General features: G+C 69.8%; 20 protein-coding genes and 1 pseudogene. 12 read left to right on the top strand and 9 right to left on the bottom strand.

The genetic code is table 11. The features are described 5' to 3' along the window. Positions 1–19 precede the first annotated feature (19 nt). The 4 genes from LX12_RS16265 to ramB form a co-directional block, all read right to left on the bottom strand. Positions 20–1,243: a PucR family transcriptional regulator gene (locus LX12_RS16265; protein ID WP_253655630.1), complete on the bottom strand. Its 1,224-nt coding sequence runs from the start codon at positions 1,241–1,243 to the stop codon at positions 20–22. Between the two features lie 101 nt (positions 1,244–1,344). After that, positions 1,345–1,968: a class I SAM-dependent methyltransferase gene (locus LX12_RS16260; protein WP_253655954.1), complete on the bottom strand. Its 624-nt coding sequence runs from the start codon at positions 1,966–1,968 to the stop codon at positions 1,345–1,347. Between the two features lie 122 nt (positions 1,969–2,090). Beyond that, positions 2,091–2,618 (bottom strand): carboxymuconolactone decarboxylase family protein, encoded by a 528-nt coding sequence (locus LX12_RS16255; RefSeq protein ID WP_253655629.1) that lies wholly within the window; start codon positions 2,616–2,618, stop codon positions 2,091–2,093. A gap of 50 nt (positions 2,619–2,668) precedes the next feature. Further along, positions 2,669–4,081 (bottom strand): acetate metabolism transcriptional regulator RamB, encoded by a 1,413-nt coding sequence (gene ramB, locus LX12_RS16250; RefSeq protein WP_253655628.1) that lies wholly within the window; start codon positions 4,079–4,081, stop codon positions 2,669–2,671. A gap of 464 nt (positions 4,082–4,545) precedes the next feature. Here ramB and aceA point away from each other — a divergent pair, with 464 nt between their 5' ends. From aceA to LX12_RS22285, 4 genes and pseudogenes are all read left to right on the top strand, one after another. Beyond that, positions 4,546–5,841, top strand: coding sequence for an isocitrate lyase (aceA, locus tag LX12_RS16245; protein ID WP_253655627.1), 1,296 nt, complete (start codon positions 4,546–4,548; stop codon positions 5,839–5,841). Between the two features lie 165 nt (positions 5,842–6,006). Beyond that, positions 6,007–6,894 (top strand): 3-hydroxybutyryl-CoA dehydrogenase, encoded by an 888-nt coding sequence (locus LX12_RS16240; RefSeq protein WP_253655626.1) that lies wholly within the window; start codon positions 6,007–6,009, stop codon positions 6,892–6,894. Positions 6,895–6,984: 90 nt separating this feature from the next. Further along, on the top strand, positions 6,985–9,288 hold the full coding sequence (gene metE, locus LX12_RS16235; protein WP_253655625.1) for a 5-methyltetrahydropteroyltriglutamate--homocysteine S-methyltransferase: 2,304 nt from the start codon (positions 6,985–6,987) through the stop codon (positions 9,286–9,288). 69 nt (positions 9,289–9,357) lie between these two features. Beyond that, a pseudogene (locus LX12_RS22285) lies at positions 9,358–9,936 on the top strand (rhomboid-like protein); the annotation flags it as partial. Positions 9,937–9,950: 14 nt separating this feature from the next. Here LX12_RS22285 and LX12_RS16230 read toward each other — a convergent pair. Genes LX12_RS16230 through LX12_RS16215 form a run of 4 tightly spaced genes read right to left on the bottom strand, consistent with a single transcriptional unit; the run spans position 9,951 to position 12,818 of the window. Then, positions 9,951–10,799: a PPK2 family polyphosphate kinase gene (locus LX12_RS16230; RefSeq protein WP_253655624.1), complete on the bottom strand. Its 849-nt coding sequence runs from the start codon at positions 10,797–10,799 to the stop codon at positions 9,951–9,953. 4 nt (positions 10,800–10,803) lie between these two features. After that, entirely contained in the window at positions 10,804–11,655 is an 852-nt protein-coding gene (locus LX12_RS16225; RefSeq protein WP_253655953.1) for an SDR family NAD(P)-dependent oxidoreductase, read from the bottom strand. 8 nt (positions 11,656–11,663) lie between these two features. Beyond that, complete coding sequence (locus LX12_RS16220; RefSeq protein ID WP_253655623.1) at positions 11,664–11,984, bottom strand: DUF4873 domain-containing protein; 321 nt, start codon at positions 11,982–11,984, stop codon at positions 11,664–11,666. A 36-nt stretch (positions 11,985–12,020) separates the two neighbouring features. Beyond that, entirely contained in the window at positions 12,021–12,818 is a 798-nt protein-coding gene (locus tag LX12_RS16215; RefSeq protein WP_253655622.1) for a TetR/AcrR family transcriptional regulator, read from the bottom strand. Positions 12,819–12,884: 66 nt separating this feature from the next. On the opposite strand from LX12_RS16215, the gene LX12_RS16210 reads away from it, so the two are divergent. Beyond that, positions 12,885–14,240 (top strand): DUF445 domain-containing protein, encoded by a 1,356-nt coding sequence (locus tag LX12_RS16210; RefSeq protein WP_372505062.1) that lies wholly within the window; start codon positions 12,885–12,887, stop codon positions 14,238–14,240. Here the strand turns inward: LX12_RS16210 and LX12_RS16205 are convergent. Further along, complete coding sequence (locus LX12_RS16205) at positions 14,210–14,797, bottom strand: TetR/AcrR family transcriptional regulator (protein ID WP_253655621.1); 588 nt, start codon at positions 14,795–14,797, stop codon at positions 14,210–14,212. The genes LX12_RS16210 and LX12_RS16205 overlap by 31 nt on opposite strands. Positions 14,798–14,895: 98 nt before the next feature. Here LX12_RS16205 and LX12_RS16200 point away from each other — a divergent pair, with 98 nt between their 5' ends. From LX12_RS16200 to LX12_RS16170, 7 genes are all read left to right on the top strand, one after another. Further along, positions 14,896–15,792 carry an NAD-dependent epimerase/dehydratase family protein gene (locus tag LX12_RS16200; RefSeq protein ID WP_253655620.1) on the top strand — a complete coding sequence of 299 codons (897 nt, stop codon included), beginning with the start codon at positions 14,896–14,898 and terminating at the stop codon, positions 15,790–15,792. 109 nt (positions 15,793–15,901) lie between these two features. Beyond that, the gene (locus LX12_RS16195; RefSeq protein ID WP_253655619.1) at positions 15,902–16,336 is read left to right on the top strand and encodes a helix-turn-helix domain-containing protein; all 435 of its coding nucleotides are present in this window, start codon (positions 15,902–15,904) and stop codon (positions 16,334–16,336) included. A 50-nt stretch (positions 16,337–16,386) separates the two neighbouring features. Next, positions 16,387–17,121: a heparin-binding hemagglutinin gene (locus tag LX12_RS16190; RefSeq protein ID WP_253655618.1), complete on the top strand. Its 735-nt coding sequence runs from the start codon at positions 16,387–16,389 to the stop codon at positions 17,119–17,121. 104 nt (positions 17,122–17,225) lie between these two features. Then, entirely contained in the window at positions 17,226–17,537 is a 312-nt protein-coding gene (locus LX12_RS16185) for a DUF2516 family protein (protein WP_253655617.1), read from the top strand. A gap of 148 nt (positions 17,538–17,685) precedes the next feature. Beyond that, positions 17,686–18,606: an AurF N-oxygenase family protein gene (locus LX12_RS16180; RefSeq protein ID WP_253655616.1), complete on the top strand. Its 921-nt coding sequence runs from the start codon at positions 17,686–17,688 to the stop codon at positions 18,604–18,606. Positions 18,607–18,660: 54 nt separating this feature from the next. Further along, entirely contained in the window at positions 18,661–19,395 is a 735-nt protein-coding gene (locus LX12_RS16175; protein WP_253655615.1) for a MerR family transcriptional regulator, read from the top strand. Between the two features lie 49 nt (positions 19,396–19,444). After that, positions 19,445–20,518 carry an alpha/beta fold hydrolase gene (locus tag LX12_RS16170; RefSeq protein ID WP_253655614.1) on the top strand — a complete coding sequence of 358 codons (1,074 nt, stop codon included), beginning with the start codon at positions 19,445–19,447 and terminating at the stop codon, positions 20,516–20,518. Positions 20,519–20,526 lie beyond the last annotated feature (8 nt).

Here is a 20,526-nt window from a genome sequence, read left to right as displayed (position 1 = left end):
GGTTGTTCGAACTACACCTCTATCGCGCACCCGCCGCGTCGTAGGCGAGGATGGCCGACCGCGCCTGGGTGATGGCGCGGGGCTGGCTGAGGTCGAGACCGATCGCGCTGGCCACCCGGGACATGCGGTTGTCGACGGTGTTCGGGTGCACCTCGAGTCGGCGAGCGGTCTCGCGTCGGTTCATCCCGCACGACATGTGGACCCGCAGCGTCTCGAGCAGATCGGCCTGGGAGGTGAGCGGTGCGATGAGCGCGGCGAGGGCGTCGCGCGCAGGGCCGGGACGGGTGATCTGGTACTCGATCACCAGGTCGTCCATCGTGTAGAGCCCCGGCGCGCGGTCGATGGACCGCGCGAGGTCCAGCAACTCGTCGGCCCGCCCCACGAGCTCGGGCACCTCGGAGGCCTCACCGACGACCAGGGTGCACAGCAGCGGCGACCCGATGGCGCGGGTGAGTGCGGTCGTCGTCGAGGCGCCGAACCGGTCGCCCTCGCGGGAGATCGGTGCGACGACGGTCCCGCCGGCCTCGCTGAGGATCGACAACACCGACGAGCCGAGGACGTCGGCGACACCCCGTCGGACGGTGGTCGCGGCCGGACCCCCTCCGTCGGCGTCGAGCACCGCGAGGGACAACACCTGCCAGCGGTCGGAGACGGGCAGGCCGAACTCGGCGGCGCGGCGGATGTCGACCGCGCCGCGGACGGCGGCGCTGACGAACTGCTCGCGCGGTGACCGGTCGGGCGGCGCCTGCTCGAGCGCGGAGGCCTCGGCGTGGATGGCGGAGGCCTCGGCGAGCAGCGACCGACGGACCGCGAGGATCGCCGCCGTGCTCGCGAGCAGCCCGGTGAGGTCGTCGGCCCCCCGGGTGGCCGCGTCGGCGGCGGCGTCGACGGCGGCCCCGATGACCCGGACGGTGGACGACAGGGGCACACCCGCCCGGGACCAGTCGGCGATCGCCCCGCGGATCCGGCGGCAGGACGTGGTGTCGACGAGGTGCGGTCGGCGGAAGGACACGTCGTCGAGGGTGCGGCGCACGGCCACGTCGAGGGTGGTGCGGGCCTGACGCGTCAGGGCGAGCGTCGTGTCCCCGGACCTCGGCGGCCCGCCCGCGACGGCAGCGGCGACGACGGTCCGGACGATCGTGCCGAGGACCTCGTCCCAGTCGCACCGGTCCCGGCACGCGCGCGCGAGCGTCGCGAACTCCGACGGACCACCCCCGGCGGGGTGGACGGAATCGACCTGCATGCTGGACCCCCAACTGGACACGCCCTCCCCGGTGTGCCCGACTCCGATCACAGTACATCTGTTGAGTATCGGAACGGAAGAGTCGTCTCGGCCGGTCTGTCTCAATCGTCGTGCGGAGCGGTGGCGAGGACGTACTGGCCCTGGCCGGTGATCTGTTGTCGCACGTCACGCATGCCCGCCGCGGTCAGGCGGTCGGTGATCTCGTCTCGGCCGAAGATGCGGAACCCGCCCATCCCCAATGCCTGTCGGGCTCCCGGCACCGACGACAGCGTCGTCTGCACCGAGGTGAAGACGGCGACCTCACCACCCGGGGCGACGACACGGACCATCTCGTCGACGACGCGCAGGGGGTCGCCGATCAGGTACAGCGCCGCAAGGCAGCAGACGCTGTCGAAGGAACCGTCGGGGAAGGGGATGTGATGGGCGTCGCCCCGGACGTACACCGCGCGGGGTGCGTCGTTGTCGGCGACGGCGCGGGCGAGCATCGGCGTGGAGAAGTCCAGCCCGACGCAGAAGCCGTCGCCGGTCAGGTCGCGGGCGAACCGGTCGGTGAAGTTCCCGGGCCCGCAGGCGACGTCGAGGACGCGGCGGTCACCGGGGCGCCCGAGGCGGCCGGTGAGCGCCCGCCCCGCGACCAGGGTGGACGTGCCGCCGAGGGAGAACAGGCGGGTGAAGACGGGCCGCCAGGCGCGCTCGTACACCGCGGCGAACACGGAATTCTCCATCAGGCGCTGGCTGGGTGACCGGCCCGACCGTTCCGGTTCGAGCAGGTCGAGGTAGCCGGCGGACTCGTCGCGGACCGGGACGGTCAGCAGGTCGCGGACCGCCTGGCGTACGGCCGGGTCGGTCACCGATCACGCTCGATGCGCAGCGTCGAGATCGTGGTGGCGAGCGAGTCGTAGTTCCCGACGAGCAGCAGCAGCCCGATGCGTTCGCGCTCGGTGAGGTGGCGGCTGAGTGCCTCCCACGTCGGGTCGGAGATGTCGCGGTCGGCGACGAGTTCGTCGACGGCGGTGAGCAGGACCCGCGACCGCTCGGACTCGAGCGCGTCGGGGCCCTTCTGGATCCGCGCGGCGAGGTCGGCGTCGATGCCGGCCCGACGCCCGAGGCGCAGGTGGTGGTCGAGTTCGTACCCGCACTCGCGGAGTGCGGCGACGCGGATGATCACCATCTCCGTGTCGAGGCGGCTCAACGGTCCGAAGGGCATCAGTCGCGCGGAGTGGTGCAACCAGCCGCGGAACAGTCCGCCGGTACGCCCGAGCGTCGAGAAGATGTGCATGTCGGGGACGCCGACCACGCGGGAGGCGATGCGGCAGAAGGCCCAGTTGACCGGACCGAGCTCGCGGAGCCTGCCGGGCGGGATGCGGGGGGTCATCGACGGCCTTTCGGGCTCGCGGGCGAGCCGATCGGTGGAGCGGGGTGGGGTCAGTCGACCAGATAGGGCGAGATGGTGCTGCGGTGCTCCGAGATCTGCAGGGTCGCGCCCAGCGCCGGGAAGGCGCGCTGCGCGCAGTTCGACCGCTCGCACACGCGGCAGCCGGCCCCGATCGGCGTCACCTGTGCCTGCGGTCCGATCTCGAGGCCGTCGGCGTACACGAGCCGGCCGGCGTGCCGGAGCTCGCACCCCAGTCCGATCGCGAACGTCTTGCCCGGCTGTCCGTACCGCGCGGCGCGTCGTTCGACGGTGCGCGCGACCCACAGGTAGTCGCGCCCGTCGGGCATCTGCGCGATCTGCGTGAGGATCTTCCCCGGCGAGGCGAACGTCTCGTAGACGTTCCACAGCGGGCACGTGCCGCCGGACGACGAGAAGTGGAACCCCGTGGCGGACTGTCGTTTCGACATGTTGCCGGCGCGGTCGACGCGGACGAACGAGAACGGCACGCCCCGAAGGTCCGGGCGCTGCAGCGTCGAGAGCCGGTGGCAGATCGTCTCGTAGGACACCTGGTAGAAGGCCGAGAGGCGTTCGATGTCGTAGCGGAAGTCCTCGGCCGCCCCGTGGAACTGCCCGTAGGGCAACACCATCGCCGCCGCGGCGTAGTTGGCGAGACCCAGCCGGGCGAGGCTGCGCGCCTCGTCGCTGGTGAAGTTCCCCTCGTCGGCGAGGCCGTCCATCAGGTCGCCGAACTCGAGGTAGGCGAGCTCGGTCGCCAGCTTGAAGGTGCGTTGGCCGGCGGACAGGTGGCGGGAGATCTCCAGACGCCGGAGCTCCGGGTCGTAGCGGTGCAACAGCGTGTCACCCATGTCGACCCGGCGGACGATGTTGATGCCGTGCACGGTCTCGAGCCGGTCGAAGATCTCGCGGCGGACGTCCCCGGAGTGCATCCGCATGCGGGTGGTCATGTCCTCGGCGGCCGTGTCCAGCTCGTGCAGGTAGTTGTGGCGCCGGTAGAAGAAGTCGCGGACCTCCTCGTGCGGGGCCGTGATCGATCCGCGCATCGATCCGTCGCCCCGGTCGTCGGTGGCGGCGGCGAGCTGGTCGGTGGTGGTGCGGTAGCGCCGGTGCAGGGTGACCATCGCCCGCGCGACGTCCGGGTGCGCCCGCACCACGTCGGCCGCGGCCGAGGCGAGGTCCGCGGACGCCTCGACGTCGGGGTCGAGCAGGACCTCCCGCACCTCGGCCACCAGCCGGACGTCGTCCTGGGAGTCGAAGAACTCCGCGTCGACCCCGAAGGCGTCGCTGATCTTGACCAGCACCGGGTCGGTGAGCGGCCGCGCGTCGTGCTCGATCTGGTTCAGGTACGACGGCGAGATGCCCAGGGTCTGGGCGAGGGCGACCTGCGACAGCCCGCGATCCGACCGGAGCTGACGCACCCGGGATCCGACGAAGGTCCTGCCCACGGGGGCCAGGCTACGTCGCGTCGACGACCCGATTCGTCCGGTCCGCGCGCGGGCCCGGGTGTGACTGTGGCCACTCTCGGGCGGCGCGGGCCGGCTCGGCGCACTCCGATCGCGGTCCGCGGCGTCCGCGCCGGGGTGCACCGGACCCGACCCATCGACGCAGTACGCGCGTACTTTTTGACTGCCGGACCGTGGTTCTTTCACACATCGATCTTCGCAGGTTTTGCAAAAGGGCGCCGCGATGTGGCCGAATGTGGCACTTGCAAGGTGTGGACCAGCACGTTTGGGGTGTGGCACTCTCTGTGCAGGCGCCGCGGACCCGACGTCGGAGGGTTGCGAAACCGAGAACCGTCCACCGGATCGGGGCACCGGGACCACCACCCGGAGTCCGGTCCGACGAGCCGCGGCCGCGCCTGTGAGGAAGCCGCCGACACGACGTCGGCAACGAGAAAAGTGGAGTGCAGATGAGCAACGTCGGCAAGCCGAGGACGGCTGCGGAGATCCAGCAGGACTGGGACACCAACCCCCGCTGGAAGAACGTCAAGCGCGATTACACCGCCGAGCAGGTCGCCGAGCTCCAGGGCTCGGTCGTCGAGGAGCACACCCTCGCCCGCCGCGGCGCGGAGATCCTGTGGGACGGCGTCACCAAGGGTGACGGCAGCTACATCAACGCCCTCGGCGCACTCACCGGCAACCAGGCCGTGCAGCAGGTCCGCGCCGGACTGAAGGCCGTCTACCTCTCGGGGTGGCAGGTCGCCGGTGACGCGAATCTCTCCGGCCACACCTACCCCGACCAGTCGCTGTACCCGGCGAACTCGGTGCCGAACGTGGTGCGTCGCATCAACAACGCCCTGCTGCGCGCCGACGAGATCTCGCGCGTCGAGGGTGACACCTCGATCGACAACTGGCTGGTGCCGATCGTCGCCGACGGCGAGGCCGGCTTCGGTGGCGCGCTGAACGTCTACGAGCTGCAGAAGGCCATGATCGCCGCGGGTGCCGCCGGCACCCACTGGGAGGACCAGCTCGCGTCGGAGAAGAAGTGCGGCCACCTCGGTGGCAAGGTGCTCATCCCGACCCAGCAGCACGTCCGCACCCTGAACTCGGCTCGCCTGGCCGCCGACGTCGCCGGTGTCCCCACCGTCGTCATCGCGCGTACCGACGCCGAGGCCGCGACCCTCATCACCTCCGACGTCGACGACCGCGACAAGCAGTTCGTCACCGGTGAGCGCACCGCCGAGGGCTACTACCACGTGAAGAACGGCATCGAGCCGTGCATCGAGCGTGCGAAGTCCTACGCGCCCTATGCCGACCTCATCTGGATGGAGACCGGCACCCCGGATCTCGAGCTGGCGCGCAAGTTCGCCGAGGCCGTCAAGGCGGAGTACCCGGACCAGCTGCTGTCCTACAACTGCAGCCCGTCCTTCAACTGGAGCAAGCACCTCGACGACTCGACGATCGCGAAGTTCCAGAACGAGCTCGGCGCGATGGGCTTCACCTTCCAGTTCATCACCCTGGCGGGCTTCCACTCGCTCAACTACGGCATGTTCGACCTGGCGTACGGCTACGCCCGCGAGCAGATGACCGCCTTCGTCGACCTGCAGAACCGTGAGTTCAAGGCCGCTGAGGAGCGGGGCTTCACCGCCGTCAAGCACCAGCGTGAGGTCGGTGCGGGCTACTTCGACTCGATCGCCACCACGGTCGACCCGACCAGCTCCACCACCGCGCTGAAGGGCTCCACCGAAGAGGGCCAGTTCCACTGACCTGAACCGGTCGAGGTGACCTGAGACGGACATGGGGTGGGTACGACACTCGTCGTGCCCACCCCGATCCGTATCGGGTCCCGATGTGACAGTCTTGTGTCGCGGCATCGCGCGGCACGGGTAAACCCCAGCAACACAACGATTTCTCGAGTCGAGGAGCCATCCATGGCAAGCGATAAGATCTCGCGGGTCGGCGTCATCGGTGCCGGTCAGATGGGGGCCGGGATCGCCGAGGTGTGCGCCCGTGCCCACACCGACGTCCTGGTCTACGAGTCCACCCGCGAGCTGGCCGCCGCCGGCCGGTCGCGCATCCTGCGGTCCCTCGACCGCGGTGTCAGCAGCGGCAAGCTGACCGAACGCGAGCGTGAGCAGGCGTCCTGGCGACTGCGCTTCACCTCCGATCTCGGTGACTTCGCCGACCGTCAGATGGTGTGCGAGGCCGTCGTCGAGGACGAGGCCGTCAAGACCGCCATCTTCAAGGAGCTCGACAAGGTCGTCACCGACCCGACCGCGGTCCTGGCGTCGAACACCTCGTCGATCCCGATCATGAAGCTGGGCATGGCGACGGAGAACGCGAACCGCGTGGTCGGCATGCACTTCTTCAACCCGGTGCCGGTCCTGCCGCTCGTCGAGCTCATCACCACCCTGATGACCTCGGCCGACGTGACCGCGCGCGCCGAGCAGTTCGCCGCCGACGTCCTGGGCAAGCAGGTGGTCCGCTCCACCGACCGCTCCGGCTTCGTCGTCAACGCACTCCTGGTCCCGTACCTGCTGTCGGCCATCCGCATGGTCGAGAGCGGCTTCGCGACGGTCGAGGACATCGACAAGGCGATGGTGCTCGGCTGTGCCCACCCGATGGGCCCGCTGAAGCTCACCGACCTCGTCGGACTGGACACGGTCAAGGCGATCGCGGACAAGATGTACGAGGAGTTCAAGGAGCCGCTGTACTCGCCGCCGCCGCTGCTGCTGCGCATGGTGGAGGCCGGCCGCCTGGGCAAGAAGGCCGGACATGGGTTCTACCCCTACGCCGACGCCGCCGCTGCGGCACGCTGAGGCGATGACGGTGGCGGGCGAGAGCCCGCCACCGTCGCGGTCGGTGGGTCGACGGGTGGAGCGAGAACAGTTCGCGAGGAAGGTGTGTCGATGACCAGCGCGTCGGATGCGGTCGAGTACGGGTCGTCGATCCTGGGGTATCCCCGGATCGGGGCCCGACGGGAGCTGAAGCGGGCGCTGGAGGACCACTGGCACCGCGGCACGTCGCTCGCCGAGCTGGAGGCGGCCGGGCGTGAGCTGCAGGACGACACGTGGCGTGAGCTCGCGGCCATGGGTCTCGAGCAGGTGCCGGGCAACATCTTCTCGTTCTACGACCACGTCCTCGACGACGCGCTGCTGTTCGGTGCCTTCCCGGAGCGCTTCCGTCCGCTGCAGGACCAGCTCGAGCCGCTCGAGTTCTACTTCGCGATGGCGCGCGGCAAGCCGGACTTCCCGCCGCTGGAGCTGATCAAGTACTTCGGCACGAACTACCACTACCGACAGCCCGAGATCAGTCCCGCCACCACCTTCACGCTGAACGCCGACGCACTGCTCGACGAGCACGCGCGGGCGAAGGCGGAGGGCATCGAGCTGCGGCCCGTCGTGCACGGGCCGCTGAGCCTGCTGCTGCTGTCGAAGGCCGGACCCGACGCACCCGAGGGCTTCGCCCCGCTCGACCGCGTCGACGACCTCGTCGAGGTCTACCTGCAGCTGTTCGACGCGCTGTACAAGCAGGGCGCCAAGTGCGTCCAGCTCGACGAGCCGGCGTTCACCCTCGACCGCACGGTCGAGGAGATCCAGCTCCTGTCGCGGGTCTACGATCGGCTGTCCGGCGTGGCCTCACGTCCGCGGCTGCTGGTCACCGGCCAGTACGGCGACCTCGGGCCGGCCCTCCCGGCGCTCTCCGCGACGCGTGTCGAGGCGATCGGACTCGACCTCATCAGCGCGCCCATGAACCCCGCGCAGCTCGCGGCCATCCCCGGACTCCGGCGCAAGCGCCTCTACGCCGGCGTCATCGACGGTCGCAACGTGTGGAAGGCGGCCAAGGGCGGCAAGCTCGATCTCCTGCTCGCCATCAAGAAGGAGATCCCGGACATCGTCGTGTCGACGTCGTGTTCGCTGATGCACGTCCCCGTCGACAAGCTCATCGAGCCCGACATCCCCGGCGACGTCGCGGACCGACTCTCCTTCGCCAAGCAGAAGGTGGGCGAGGTGGTCGCGCTGGCGAAGGCGGTCACCCACGGCGCCCCCGAGCACTGGTACACCCGACCCACCAAGGTCGACTTCAAGCTGAAACACGATGTCCGTCAACGGGTCGCGAACATCCGTCCCGACCAGCGTGAGCGTGCGCCCTACGAGGAGCGCAAGGTCGCCCAGGACGCCGTGCTCGGTCTGCCGCCGGTGCCGACGTGCACCCTGGGTTCGTTCCCGCAGACCGCCGAGATGCGCAAGGCGCGCTACGACTACGGCCAGGGCCGACTCTCGTGGGACGACTACGCGGGCGAGGTCAAGGCCGAGATCGCCCGGGTGATCGCGCTGCAGGAGGACATCGGGCTCGACGTCCTCGTGCACGGGGAACCCGAACGCAACGACATGATCCAGTACTTCGCGGAGCTGATGGACGGCTACGTGGCCACCCGGATGGGGTGGGTGCAGGTCTACGGATCCCGTTGTGTGCGACCGCCGATCATGTACGGCGACATCAAGCGCACGGGCCCGATGACCGTCGAGTGGATCACCTACGCGCAGTCGCTCACCGACAAGCCCGTCAAGGGGATCCTCACCGGTCCCGTCACGATGCTCGCGCGGTCGTTCGTGCGCCAGGACCAGCCGCTCTACGAGTCGGCAGAGCAGCTCGCGCTCGCCATCCGCGACGAGGTGGCCGACCTCGAACGTGCCGGCATACAGATCATCCAGGTCGACGAGCCGTCGATCCGGGAGCTGCTGCCGCTGCGCGAGCGGGGACGTGAGGGGTACCTCGACTGGGCGGTCGCCGCGTTCAAGCTGGCGGTCGGTGGGGCCAAGCCGGAGACCCAGATCCACACCCACCTCGGGTACTCGAGCATCGCGCAGGTCGTCGAGGCGTTCGACGCCCTCGACGCCGACGTCACCTCGATCGTCGCCACGCGGTCCATCGACTGGGTGCTGGATCAGCTGGTCAACTCGGGCACGCCGATCCAGCGCGGCGTCGGCCCGGGTGTCTACGAGAGCCGCAGCGCTGCGATCCCCGACATCGACGAGATCGACGAGCGCATCCAGCGTGCGGTGCAGGCGATCGACCCGGAACGGTTGTGGGTCAACCCCGACGGTGGCCTCAAGACCCGTCACTACTGGCAGCTCGAGCCGTCGTTGCGCAACATGGTCGCCGCCGCCCGTCGGCAGCGTCGTCGGCTGCTCGCCGCGTCGGAGAACTGAGCCGGGGTCCGCAGCGACCTCACAGCGAGCGTCCAGCCGACACGGCGGGCTGCGCGTCACCGTGGGGTCATGATCGACCGTCTCCTCCGCGTGGTCCGCGCCGCACCCGCGTCGTGTGCGTGGTTGGCGCTGCTGTTGGCGACGACCGTCCTGCAGCACGTCGGCACCACCGAGCAGGTCGCCGCCTGGCTGGAGAACTCGTCGACCGATCTCCGGCACCTCGGGTCCGATCCGGTCACCGTGCTGGTGACCAGTCTCGGATGGCTCGACGGCGCGTGGTGGCTGCCCTACGCGGCCATGTTCGCGATCGTCGTGATCCCGATGGAGCGTCGTCTGGGCGTACGCCGCTGGGCCGCGATGGGTCTGGCCGGCCACCTGATCGGCACGGCGGTGAGCCAGGGCGCGCTGTGGGTGGCGATCGCCCTCGGTCTCACGTCGTCGTCGCAGATGACGATGCGTGACATCGGTGTCAGCTACGCGCTGATGGCGTTCGTCGGTGGCGCGGCGCAGTACGTCTCGCCCCGGCACCGCCGCGCGTTCGTCTCGGTGGTGATCGCCGTGGCCGCGACGGCGCTCGTCGTCGATCCCGGGGTGACGAACCTCGGACATCTCACGGCCCTGGTGACCGGCCTGGTCGTCGGTCCGCTCCTGGTGCCGCGCGCTCAGCTCTCCGCGAGCCGCTTCTTCTCCACGTCGACGTCTAAATCGGGTGCAGGCCATCGCAGGTCGAGGTGGGACAGCGCCTCGATGAGGATCTCGGTGACGGCCAGCCGCGCGAACCACTTGTGGTCGGCGGGGACCACGAACCAGGGCGCCTCGTCGATGTCGGTGCGGTCCAGGACGGCCTGATAGGCCTCCTGGTAGGCCGACCAGTACCGGCGTTCGTCGACGTCGCCGGGGTTGTACTTCCAGTACTTGTCGGGCCGGTCGAGTCGGCGGGCGAGCCGGTCGCGCTGCTCGTCGTGCGAGATGTGCAGGAACACCTTGACCACGGTGGTCTCGGTGCGGACCAGCTCGCGTTCGAACTCGGTGATGGTGTCGTAGCGGGACGCCCAGACGTCGTGGGGGACCAGCTCGTGCACGCGCACGACGAGGACGTCCTCGTAGTGCGAGCGGTCGAACACCCCGATCTGTCCCGCGGCGGGCACCTTCTTCCGGATGCGCCACAGGAAGTGGTGCGCCAGTTCCTCGTCGGTAGGCTTGCCGAACGAGGCGTGGCTGACGCCCTGGGGGTCGACCATGCCCATCACGTGCCGGACGATGCCGCCCTTGCCCGAGGTGTCCATGCCCTGCAGCACGAGCAGCACCGACCGCGGGTCGCCGCTGCGTCCGTGGGCGTACAGACGCTCCTGGAGGTCGGCGAGGACCTCGCCGCGTGCCTTGCGGATCGCCTTTCCCGCGGACTTGCCCCCGTCGAAACCCGGTGTGTCCCGGGGGTCGACGTCGGCGATGGGGCCCATCGCGGACGGCCGCAGAATGTCAACGGACAGGGGTGCGTCGCTGGAGGACATCGGTTCACCCTACTGTCGTGGCCGTCCCGCCGGGCCCGAACAGGCCGCCACCACCGAAGGCGTCGCGGTGGGAGTCGGGTTGTGTCCCATCGTCGTTGGTGATCCCGCGGGCGCGCCCCTCCTCGGCGGAGATCAGCGTCGCGCCGCTGCGGTCGGCGATCGACGGGTCGCGGGCGAGGGCGTCGACGACCCGGCCGACGAACGTCGGGTCCTCGGCGCGGTCGAGCGAGAAGCCCGCGAACTCGGTGAGCCCCGACGCGAGGAGCATGCGTGTGCGGATCAGGCCGAGCCACAGGCTGATCGCGCTCACGCCGGTGCCCCGCAGTTCGACGGCCATGTCGGCGGCCATCTTGTCCAGGCCCGTCTTCGCCACCCCGTAGAGGACGGAGTGCAGGTGTCCCCGTGACCCGAACGACGAGATGTTGACGACCAGACCGCTCCCCGCGGCGACCATCGTCCGCGCCGCGTGCACCGAGGCGACGTAGTGGGCCCGCAGGCCCACGTCGACGAGTGGGCGCCAGTCGGTGACCGGACGTTCCCAGAACGGTGCGTCGAACCCGACAAACCCGTCGGGCGCAGCCCATACGGAGTTCACGAGCAGGTCGAGACGGCCGCTCTCGGCGGCGATCTGCTCGAACACCGCCCTCACGGCGGCGTCGTCGGTGTGATCGCAGGTGACGGGTCGGGCGTCGCCGCCGGTTGCGGTCACCCGGGCCGCGAGTCTGCCGAGGCGATCCTCGGGCGTGGTCCCGCCCCGCCCGGTGAACCACACCGTCCACCCCGCTGCCGCAAGAGCCGTCACGACACCACGGCCCACACCGCCGGCGCCCCCGGTCACCAGGGCGACGCGGGCGATCGGGTCGGTCACCGGTCGACGTCGTCGGGCAGCTGGGCGAACGGCGGTGCCGACACCCCGGTGACGATGTGGCCGCCGAACACGTCCTGCGTCGACACCGTTCCCTCACCGACGCCGTGCGGCGTCTCGACCGACACCGGCGTGCCGTCGGAGATCGCCGCCGTGTCGGCGAGTGCGTCGGCGAGACCCCGGATGCGGCCCTGCCACGCGTAGCGCCCGGCGATCGGGTCGAAGTGACCGACCAGCTGGACCGACACCTCGACCGGTACCCGCCCGTCCACGGTCACGCTCGCCGGACCCGTGTAGCCGCCGGCGTCGTCGTCGCCCATGGCAGCACTGTAGCGAGAGGACGGCCCGCGCCAGGGTCAGGCGGGCGGTGCCGTCGCGTCGGAGGGGAACTGCGGCAGCGGGTGGTCCCGTCGCGCGAACTCCGACGCGGACCCGCCCACCTCGACGATGCCGACGAACGCCGTCCACACGAGCATGGTCAGCTGGTCGACGAGGGCCGACCGCGGGAGGGCCTGGTCCTGCATCCACCAGTGCGTGGCCAGCTGCACCCCACCGACCAGCGCATACGACCACGTCTGGAAGCCGTCGGTGTCGAGGCCGCGATCGCCGAGTCGGGCGTGCATCGCGAACGCGACGACCTCCGCGATGAGCTTCTCCGAGTCGGCGAGGACGCTCGGGCTGGCCGACTTCGAGCTGGTGACGAACTGGTAGATCTCCGGCTCGTCGGAGATCGTCTCGACGTACACCGCGATCACCGTGCGGGTGAGGGTGTACTCGTCGACGTCGTCGACCAGCACCTCGGTCAGCCGGGGCAGCAACACCGTCTCGATGAACCGCACCATCGCCGCGGTGTTGAGGTCGTTCTTGTCGGTGAAGTAGCGGTACAGCACGGTCTTGGAGACGCCGATGTGCGCGGCGATCTCGTCCATGCCCACCTCGGGCCCGTGCTCGCGGACGGCGGCCAACGTGCCGTCCACCAGTTCGGTGCGACGGGCCTCCTTGTGCCGCTGCCACCGTTGTTTGCGTCCGTCGACCAGCCCGCCCTCGGCGGGGTCCGCGGTGGCCCGCAGTGCCGCCTCGAGTCCTTTGGTCGCCGCGGCCGCCGCGGTGATCGCGGCACGGGCCGCCGCGGCGGTGGACTGACGGCTCGGCATCGTCTCAGCGTATCCGTCGCGCGCCGGGTACCCGCCGGTCGACGGTGGTGCCGGGCACACCGGGGGATGGTCGCGCCCGATTCGGGTAAGACTGTGCGGGTGACCTCGACCCCGCTGCAGGACAGACAGGCCGCCCCGTCGGGTATCGCCGGTCTCGGCGGCGACACCGCAGGAGACGCGCAACGGCGTCGCGACCTGCGGAAGATGAAGGTGGTGGCGACGGGCTTCCTCGCCCTCGCCGCGATCGTGTACCTCGTCACCCGCTACCTCGAGTCGCGGGACGGCGCCGACGTCGCGGCGTGGGTCGGCTACGTCCGTGCGGCGTCGGAGGCGGGGATGGTCGGTGCCCTGGCCGACTGGTTCGCGGTGACCGCTCTGTTCAAGCAGCCGCTGGGCCTGCCGATCCCGCACACCGCGTTGATCCGGCGGAAGAAGGACCAGATCGGCGACCAGCTCGGCGACTTCATCGAGCAGAACTTCATGACGCCGTCGGTGATCGAGGGGCAGGTCGAGAAGCTGCAACTGCCGCACCGTGTCTCACGGTGGTTGGCCGACCCCGCCAACGCGCCGCGGATCAGCGACGAGGCGTCGCGGGCGATCGGGCTCGCCGGGGAGATGCTCGCCGACGAGGACGTCGAGGCGTTCATCGTCGCGGGGATGCGGTGGATGGCCGAGCCGCAGTGGGGTCCGCCGGCCGGGCGCGTCCTCGAGCAGCTCATCGCCGAGGAACGCCTCGAACCGCTCATCCAGATGCTGTGTGAGCGCGCGCGGGGATGGGCCGAGGAGAGCCAGCCCCTCATCGACCGCGTCATCGACAAGGACGGCCCGGCATGGGCGCCCAAGTTCGTGAACCTGCTGGTGGGGGAGCGGATCCACCGGGAACTCGTCGAGTACACGGCCAAGATCGCCGCCGACCCCGAGCACGACATCCGCCGTGCCCTGCGCGAGCTGGCGGTGAACTTCGCCCACGACCTGCAGAACGACCCGGAGACCATCGCGAAGGTCGAGGAGATCAAGGACGAGTTCATCGGCCGCGACGAGGTCGCCGGGGCGGCGTCGACCGCGTGGAAGGCGGCGAAGGCCGTCCTCGAGCAGGCCCTCGACGACCCCGACAGCCGTCTGCGTGCCGCGCTCGCCGACGGCGTCATACGCGTGGCCACGCGCATCAGCGCCGACGACGTGCTGCAGGACAAGATGAACATGTGGACCGTCCGGGTGGCCCGGCACGTCTCGCAGAACTACTCCCGCGAGATCATCTCGGTGATCACCGAGACGGTCCGCGGATGGGACGCCGACGACACCAGCCGCAAGATCGAGCTGCAGGTCGGTCGCGATCTCCAGTTCATCCGGATCAACGGCACCGTGGTCGGCTCACTGGCCGGCCTGGCGATCTACACCGTCTCGGTGCTGCTCTTCAGCTGATCCGTCAGCCGGGCCAGGTCGTCGAAGAGGTCGGCGCACAGCGCCTCCGGTGACCGCGCGTCGCCGGCGACCCATCGCGCGAACGCCGTCGTGAACACGGTCACCCCGCTGTGGGCTGCCAGCTGCGCGTCGGTGGCGGGGACACCGCGCGCGACCAGACGGTCGGCGATCACCGTCGCGAGTCGCGCCATCTTGTCCCGTTCGCGCTCCCGCAGTGGGGGTGTCGCGTCGACGACGCCGGCGCGGAGCGAGGCGAACTCCCGTCGCTCGGGTGTGAACCGCCCTGCCCCGCCGACGACCGCGGCCACCACCGCGCCCATGGCGCCGACGTCGGGGGAGAGCGCGTCGATCGGGTCGGTGAACGACGCCTCGAACTCCTCGGACCCCCAGAACAGCACCTCGCGCTTGTCGGCGAAGTGCCGGTAGAAGGTCCGCTCGGTGAGTCCGGCGGCCGCGGCGATGTCCGCGGCGGTGGTCGCGTCGTAGCCACGCTCGACGAAGAGGTCGAGTGCCGCGCCGCGCATCCGCTCGGCCGCGCCGGGTTGCCACCGTGCCATGTCGCCGATCCTAGGTCCCGACATCAGGTGATGACAGAGGCTGACATCGAGCGTACGGTCAGTGATGTCAGCATCAGACATCACTGAGGGAGTTCGAGATGAAGGTCTTCGTCACGGGGGCATCGGGGTGGATCGGGTCGGCCGTCGTGCGGCAGTTGCTGCAGGACGGCCACGCGGTGACCGGGTTGGCCCGGTCCGACGCGTCGATGCGGGCGGTGGAGGACGGCGGCGCGACGCCGCTGCGGGGCGACCTCGACGACCTGGACTCCCTCCGCGGCGGCGCCGATGCCGCGGACGCCGTCGTGCACCTGGCCATGAAGCATGACTGGTCGAACGTGGCGGCATCCTTCGCGGCCGAGCGCGCGGCGGTGGAGTGTTTCGGCGACGCCCTCGCCGGGAGCGGTCGACGTCTGATCATCGCGGGCGGCCTGGCCGCGTTGGCGGAGGGTCGACCGGCGACCGAGGACGACAGGTCCCCGTTCCACGGCCCGGACTCGCCGCGCGGCGGTGCGGAGAACTTCGTGCTCGACCTCGTCGACCGGGACGTGACGCCGATCGTCGTGCGATTCGCGCCGACCGTGCACGGGGTCGGCGACCACGGGTTCATCGCCACGGTCACCGCTGCGGCCCGCCGGCACGGTGTGTCGGGGTACGCCGGTGACGGTGGCAACCGTTGGGCCGCGGTGCACCGCGACGACGCGGCACGCCTGGTCGGGCTCGCCGTCGCCGACGGTGCGGCGGGGGCGATCCTGCACGCCGTGGCCGAGGAGGGGATACCGACCCGGGAGATCGCCGAGGCCGTCGCCGCTGCGGAAGGTGTTCCGGCACGGTCGCTTCCCGCCGACGTCCTGGCCGAGCAGATCGGGCCGTTCGTCGGCGGGTTCTTCGCCCACGTCTACATGGCCGCGTCCAGTGAGGCCACCCGGGCGGCGCTGGGGTGGGAGCCCCGAGGTCGCGGACTGCTCGACGACATCGCCGCGGGCGCCTACGCCTGAGGGGTGGTGGGAGGTCGCGTGATGTGACGTCGGCAACGTGTTAGCAGGAGTGCTTGCATCTGCTAGCACTGCTGTTTACCGTGGTGGACGGAATCGAGAGGAGGAACCGATGGGTTCGGAATCGCACGATCCCGACACGACGTCCGACGATGTCGATGCCGAGGAGCTTGCCAGCCGCGCCGTCGAGGGTGTCGTCAACGCCGCCCAGGACATCGGTTCGTTCATCCGGTCCCAGCGGGAGGCCGCCGAGGTGTCGCTGCGTCAGTTGGCGGAGCGCGCCGGGGTGAGCAACCCGTACCTCAGTCAGATCGAACGAGGGCTGCGCAAGCCCTCCGCCGATGTGCTGGCGCAGATCGCCAAGGGTCTGCGTGTGTCGGCCGAAGTGTTGTACGTGCGGGCCGGCATCCTCGAGGAACGAGCCGCGAGTCCCGTGCGAGACGCACTGCTGGCGGACTCGCAGATCAGTGAGCGGCAGAAGCAGATGCTGCTCGAGATCTACGAGTCGTTCCGCAAGGAGAACGGGTCCGTCGAGACCACAGCATGACGTCCACCGACCTGCCGGGTCGGTCATCACGAGATCAAGCGAGGAGAACCATGAGCAAGAACGAGCGTGGCCTGGCCACCCCGATCTACGCCGCTGTCGGTGCCGGTGACCTGGCTCTGCAGCAGGTCGCCGAGGTGCTCGGGCAGCTGCGCGAGCGCGCCGAGTCGGCCACCGAGACCGCCCAGGCCCGTGTCGAGGAGACGCGCGGTCGCATCGAGGGGACCCGGGAGCGCATCCAGTCGCTGCCCGAGGAGCTCCCCACCAACATCGAGGAGCTTCGGACGAACATCGACGAGCTGCGCACCCGGTTCACCAGCGAGGAGCTGCGGAAGGTCGCCGAGGCCTACATCGAGGTCGCGACGGGGATCTACAACTCGCTCGCCGAGCGCGGCGAGGAGACCGTCGAGCGTCTGCGTCAGCAGCCGGAGTTCCAGGAGAACGTCTCCCGCGCGGAGAAGGCCTACAACGACGCCGTCGACCTGACCGAGGACGCCCTGGGCACCATCTCGTCGCAGACCCGCGCCGTCGGTGAGCGTGCCGCCAAGCTCGCGAACCTGGCGTCGGGCAAGGTGTCCGGTGCCGCCGGCACCGTCGAGGCGAAGGCGCGCGGATCGAAGGACTCGCCCGCCGCGAAGCTCGAGGACCTGAAGGAGCCGGCCAAGAAGACCCCGGCCAAGAAGGCCCCGGCCAAGAAGTCGCCCGCCAAGAAGGCCACGGCCAAGAAGTCGACGCCGGCCAAGAAGACCCCGGCGAAGAAGGCCCCGGCCAAGAAGTCGGCGAACTGATCGCCGTCTGATCGACCGACACACACCGCGCCCCCGGCTGACGCCGGGGGCGCGGTGCGTTCGGCGTCCGCCGGTGTGCGCGGGTGTCCGATTACGCTGACATCGTGAACGTCGTGCAGTTCCTCGCCTACGGGCAGAACATCATCGTCCTGATCCTGACCATCGTGGGCGGTGCCGCGGCGTTGCTGGCGCTCGTGCACGCCGCCACGCAACGGCCCGACGCGTTCCCCGCCGTGGACCGCCAGTCGAAGGTCATCTGGGTGTCGATCCTCGTGGTCGGATCGCTGTTCATCTGGTTCTTCGGTCTGCTCAGCTTCCTCGGGATCATCGGCATCGTCGCGGTGCTGATCTACCTGGTCGACGTCCGTCCGCGCGTCGACAGCATCCAGAACAAGCGCTGGTTCCGGAAGGTCTGACGAACCCCCGGCGGCCGTCGGGGCCGTCGCGGACCGAGACAACGCATGTTGTCGCATAACCTTGACAACGGTCAGTGTCACAGTGCATCGTGGAACGGTAGATGGCGCACGTCACACCGGGTGCGCCAGCCCGCGAAGGAGCGCCGACATGACCGTCGCCGTGGAGCCGCAGAGCCCCCGTCAGAAGCTGAACGACCGTGAGGACGTCGCCCGTCGACTGCTCGCGTCGGCGGCCCGCAAGTCCTACGACCCGCTGATCGAGGTCGACTGGGAGGCCCCCGTCGACCACTCGACGCTGTACGGGATGACGCCGGAATGGTGCAGCCTCTACGGCACCGAGCTGTGGGACTCGATGACGCAGGAGCAGCGCATCACGCTCACCGAGCACGAGGCCGCGAGCATCAGCGCGACCGGCATCTGGTTCGAGATCATCCTCATGCAGATGCTCATCCGCGACGCGTACAAGCAGGACCCGGCGTCCCCGCACTTCCAGTTCGCGCTCACCGAGATCGCCGACGAGTGCCGGCACTCGACGATGTTCGCCAAGGCCGCCGAGCACTTCGGCATCCCGAATTACCGCCGTCCGTGGTGGGTGGAACTGCTGACACGGCCGTTCAAGGCGCTGGCGTCCGGGTCGTTGGCGTTCGGCGGCACGCTCGCCGCCGAGGAGATCCTCGACATGATGCAGCGCGACTTCATGAAAGACGACCGGGTGCAGCCGATCACGCGCACGGTCAGCAGGATCCACGTCCTCGAGGAGGCGCGGCACATCCGTTTCGCGCGCGAGGAGACCAAGCGGATCGCCGCCGAGCTCAACCCGGTCCGGCGTGCGATGACCCGCCTGACGCTCGCGATCACCGTCTACATGGTCGTCTTCTGCCTGGTGAACCCGAAGGTGTACGAGGCCGCCGGGCTCGACCGGCGTGAGGCGGTGCGTGCCGCCCGTCGCAACACCTTCTACAACGACCGCAAGCGCAACGGCTGCGCGAAGACGATCGAGTTCCTCGACGAGTGCGGACTCGTCGGCGGGCCCGGCGCCTGGTTGCTGCGCCGCGGTTCGATCATGTGACCTGTCATTCCGACGGTCACGGGTGCGGGGCACCTGCACCGATAGACTCGTCCGGTGGCCGAGTACCGGATCAACGAACTCGCGGAGGTGTCGGGCGTCAGCGTCCGGAACATCCGCGTGTACCAGGACCGCGGGCTGCTGCCACCGCCCAAGATCAAGGGTCGCACCGGCTGGTACTCCACCGAACACCTCGTCCGTCTGAATCTGATCTCCCGTCTGCTCGAGCGTGGGTACACCTTCGCGACGATCAGCGAGTTGCTCCTCGCCGCGCACTACGGGATGAAGGTGGAGCACGTCCTGCACGGCGAGCCGCGGGGCGGCCGCTGGCGCACGTTCAAACGTGCCGCGACGATCACGCTGACCGAACTGCGCAAGACGCTCGGCGCGGACGAGAAGACCATCGCGATGAGTCAGAAGCTGGGTCTGCTCGCCAAGGAGGGCGCCCAGTACGCGGTGAAGAGTCCCGAACTCCTCGAGGGTGCCGAGGTGCTGGTGAAGGCCGGCATCGACCTGGAACCGTTGCTGCGCAAGTGGGAACGGATCCAGCACGACATCGAGGACATCGCCGACAACTTCGTCGCGATCATCACCGACAAGTACTTCGGCGACGACGGGCGTCTCCTGGACATGGAGGAGACCGAGGTCGCGAAGGTCGCCCACCTCATCGGAGCGGTGCGGCCCATGGCCCACGAGATCGTGGACAGCCAGTTCCGTCGTGCCCTCGACGCGAAGATCTCGTCGGCGATCGGGGAGGCCTCGGAGATCCTCGAGGCCGACACCCAGACCTGACGACCCAGCATGCCCCGATGCCCGGGGACCCAGGAAAGCGGAGGACTCGATGAGGCGTTCCACGCGGCACGCGGTGGAGGGTGTGGCGATCGGCGGTGGCCTCGCCGCCGTGGCGAGCACGGCGGCGGTCGGGACCATCCTGGGTGCGCTGCTGCGGACGGCGATGACGTCGCCGCCGCCCGTCGACGACGGACCCGACGCGCTGCTCGACACGCCGGCGGTCGCGCCCGACATCATCCCGGTGCGATCGGTCGCCGACGGCAACCCGATCCACGTCGAGGCGTACGGACCACCCGACGGCGAGGTGCTCGTCCTCGCCCACGGGTGGACCTGCTCGACGAAGCACTGGTACGCCCAGATCAACGCGTTCTCCGACCACTACCGCGTCGTGGCCTACGACCAGCGCGGCCACGGCCGGACGCCGCTCGGGAAGACCCGGCTGTCCACGAAGCTCCTCGGGGCGGACCTGGAGTCCGTGGTGACGGCGGTGACCGATGACGGGCGACGTGCCCTCGTGGCCGGGCACAGCATGGGCGGGATGTCGGTGATGGCCTGGGCCAAGGACTTTCCCGGGTCCGTGTCGTCGCGTGCCCGCGCGGTCGTGCTCACCTCGACCGCCGCGGTCGAGATCATCCAGAACCTCGCCGTCGTCCCCGAGGGGCTGCCGCGGTACACCAAGCCGTTCGAACGCGCCGTCGGCCGGCTGGTCGCGACGGCCCCGATCCCGCTGCCGCACACCACCGCATCGCCGCGGGTCGCGCAGTACATCGCGCTGAACACGCAGTCGCGCCTCGCGCACGTCGAGTTCTGCGACCACATGGTCAGCGAGTGTCCCGCCCGCGCACGGGCCCGATGGGGCGCGGCGATGCTGGACCTCGACGTCTGGCAGGGCGTGCTCAACCTCGACGTCCCCACGGCCGTCGTCGTCGGCACCGACGACCGCCTCACCCCGCGTAAGCACTCCGACGCGATCGTGGCTCAGCTCGAGAAGCAGGACGTCCTGCTGGAGTACCTCGTGCTGCCGCACACCGGGCACATGGCCAACATCGAGGAGCACGACGCCTACAACCGGCTGCTCACCGATGTCCTGGACCGGACGAAGGATCGCGCCACCCGCGTGTGAGCCGGGTT

It is taken from the genome of Williamsia serinedens (assembly GCF_024171725.1).
GTDB classification, from domain to species: domain Bacteria; phylum Actinomycetota; class Actinomycetes; order Mycobacteriales; family Mycobacteriaceae; genus Williamsia_A; species Williamsia_A serinedens.
This window is presented reverse-complemented; position numbering and strand designations above follow the sequence as displayed.

What these genes read in the sequence shown, in the direction of transcription:
- LX12_RS16265 (WP_253655630.1), bottom strand. Translation starts at nt 1,243, where the DNA reads ATGCAGGTCGATTCCGTCCACCCCGCCGGGGGTGGTCCGTCGGAGTTC.
- LX12_RS16260 (WP_253655954.1), bottom strand. Translation starts at nt 1,968, where the DNA reads ATGGAGAATTCCGTGTTCGCCGCGGTGTACGAGCGCGCCTGGCGGCCC.
- LX12_RS16255 (WP_253655629.1), bottom strand. Translation starts at nt 2,618, where the DNA reads ATGACCCCCCGCATCCCGCCCGGCAGGCTCCGCGAGCTCGGTCCGGTC.
- aceA (WP_253655627.1), top strand. Translation starts at nt 4,546, where the DNA reads ATGAGCAACGTCGGCAAGCCGAGGACGGCTGCGGAGATCCAGCAGGAC.
- LX12_RS16240 (WP_253655626.1), top strand. Translation starts at nt 6,007, where the DNA reads ATGGCAAGCGATAAGATCTCGCGGGTCGGCGTCATCGGTGCCGGTCAG.
- metE (WP_253655625.1), top strand. Translation starts at nt 6,985, where the DNA reads ATGACCAGCGCGTCGGATGCGGTCGAGTACGGGTCGTCGATCCTGGGG.
- LX12_RS16230 (WP_253655624.1), bottom strand. Translation starts at nt 10,799, where the DNA reads ATGTCCTCCAGCGACGCACCCCTGTCCGTTGACATTCTGCGGCCGTCC.
- LX12_RS16220 (WP_253655623.1), bottom strand. Translation starts at nt 11,984, where the DNA reads ATGGGCGACGACGACGCCGGCGGCTACACGGGTCCGGCGAGCGTGACC.
- LX12_RS16215 (WP_253655622.1), bottom strand. Translation starts at nt 12,818, where the DNA reads ATGCCGAGCCGTCAGTCCACCGCCGCGGCGGCCCGTGCCGCGATCACC.
- LX12_RS16210 (WP_372505062.1), top strand. Translation starts at nt 12,885, where the DNA reads ATGGTCGCGCCCGATTCGGGTAAGACTGTGCGGGTGACCTCGACCCCG.
- LX12_RS16205 (WP_253655621.1), bottom strand. Translation starts at nt 14,797, where the DNA reads ATGGCACGGTGGCAACCCGGCGCGGCCGAGCGGATGCGCGGCGCGGCA.
- LX12_RS16200 (WP_253655620.1), top strand. Translation starts at nt 14,896, where the DNA reads ATGAAGGTCTTCGTCACGGGGGCATCGGGGTGGATCGGGTCGGCCGTC.
- LX12_RS16195 (WP_253655619.1), top strand. Translation starts at nt 15,902, where the DNA reads ATGGGTTCGGAATCGCACGATCCCGACACGACGTCCGACGATGTCGAT.
- LX12_RS16190 (WP_253655618.1), top strand. Translation starts at nt 16,387, where the DNA reads ATGAGCAAGAACGAGCGTGGCCTGGCCACCCCGATCTACGCCGCTGTC.
- LX12_RS16180 (WP_253655616.1), top strand. Translation starts at nt 17,686, where the DNA reads ATGACCGTCGCCGTGGAGCCGCAGAGCCCCCGTCAGAAGCTGAACGAC.
- LX12_RS16170 (WP_253655614.1), top strand. Translation starts at nt 19,445, where the DNA reads ATGAGGCGTTCCACGCGGCACGCGGTGGAGGGTGTGGCGATCGGCGGT.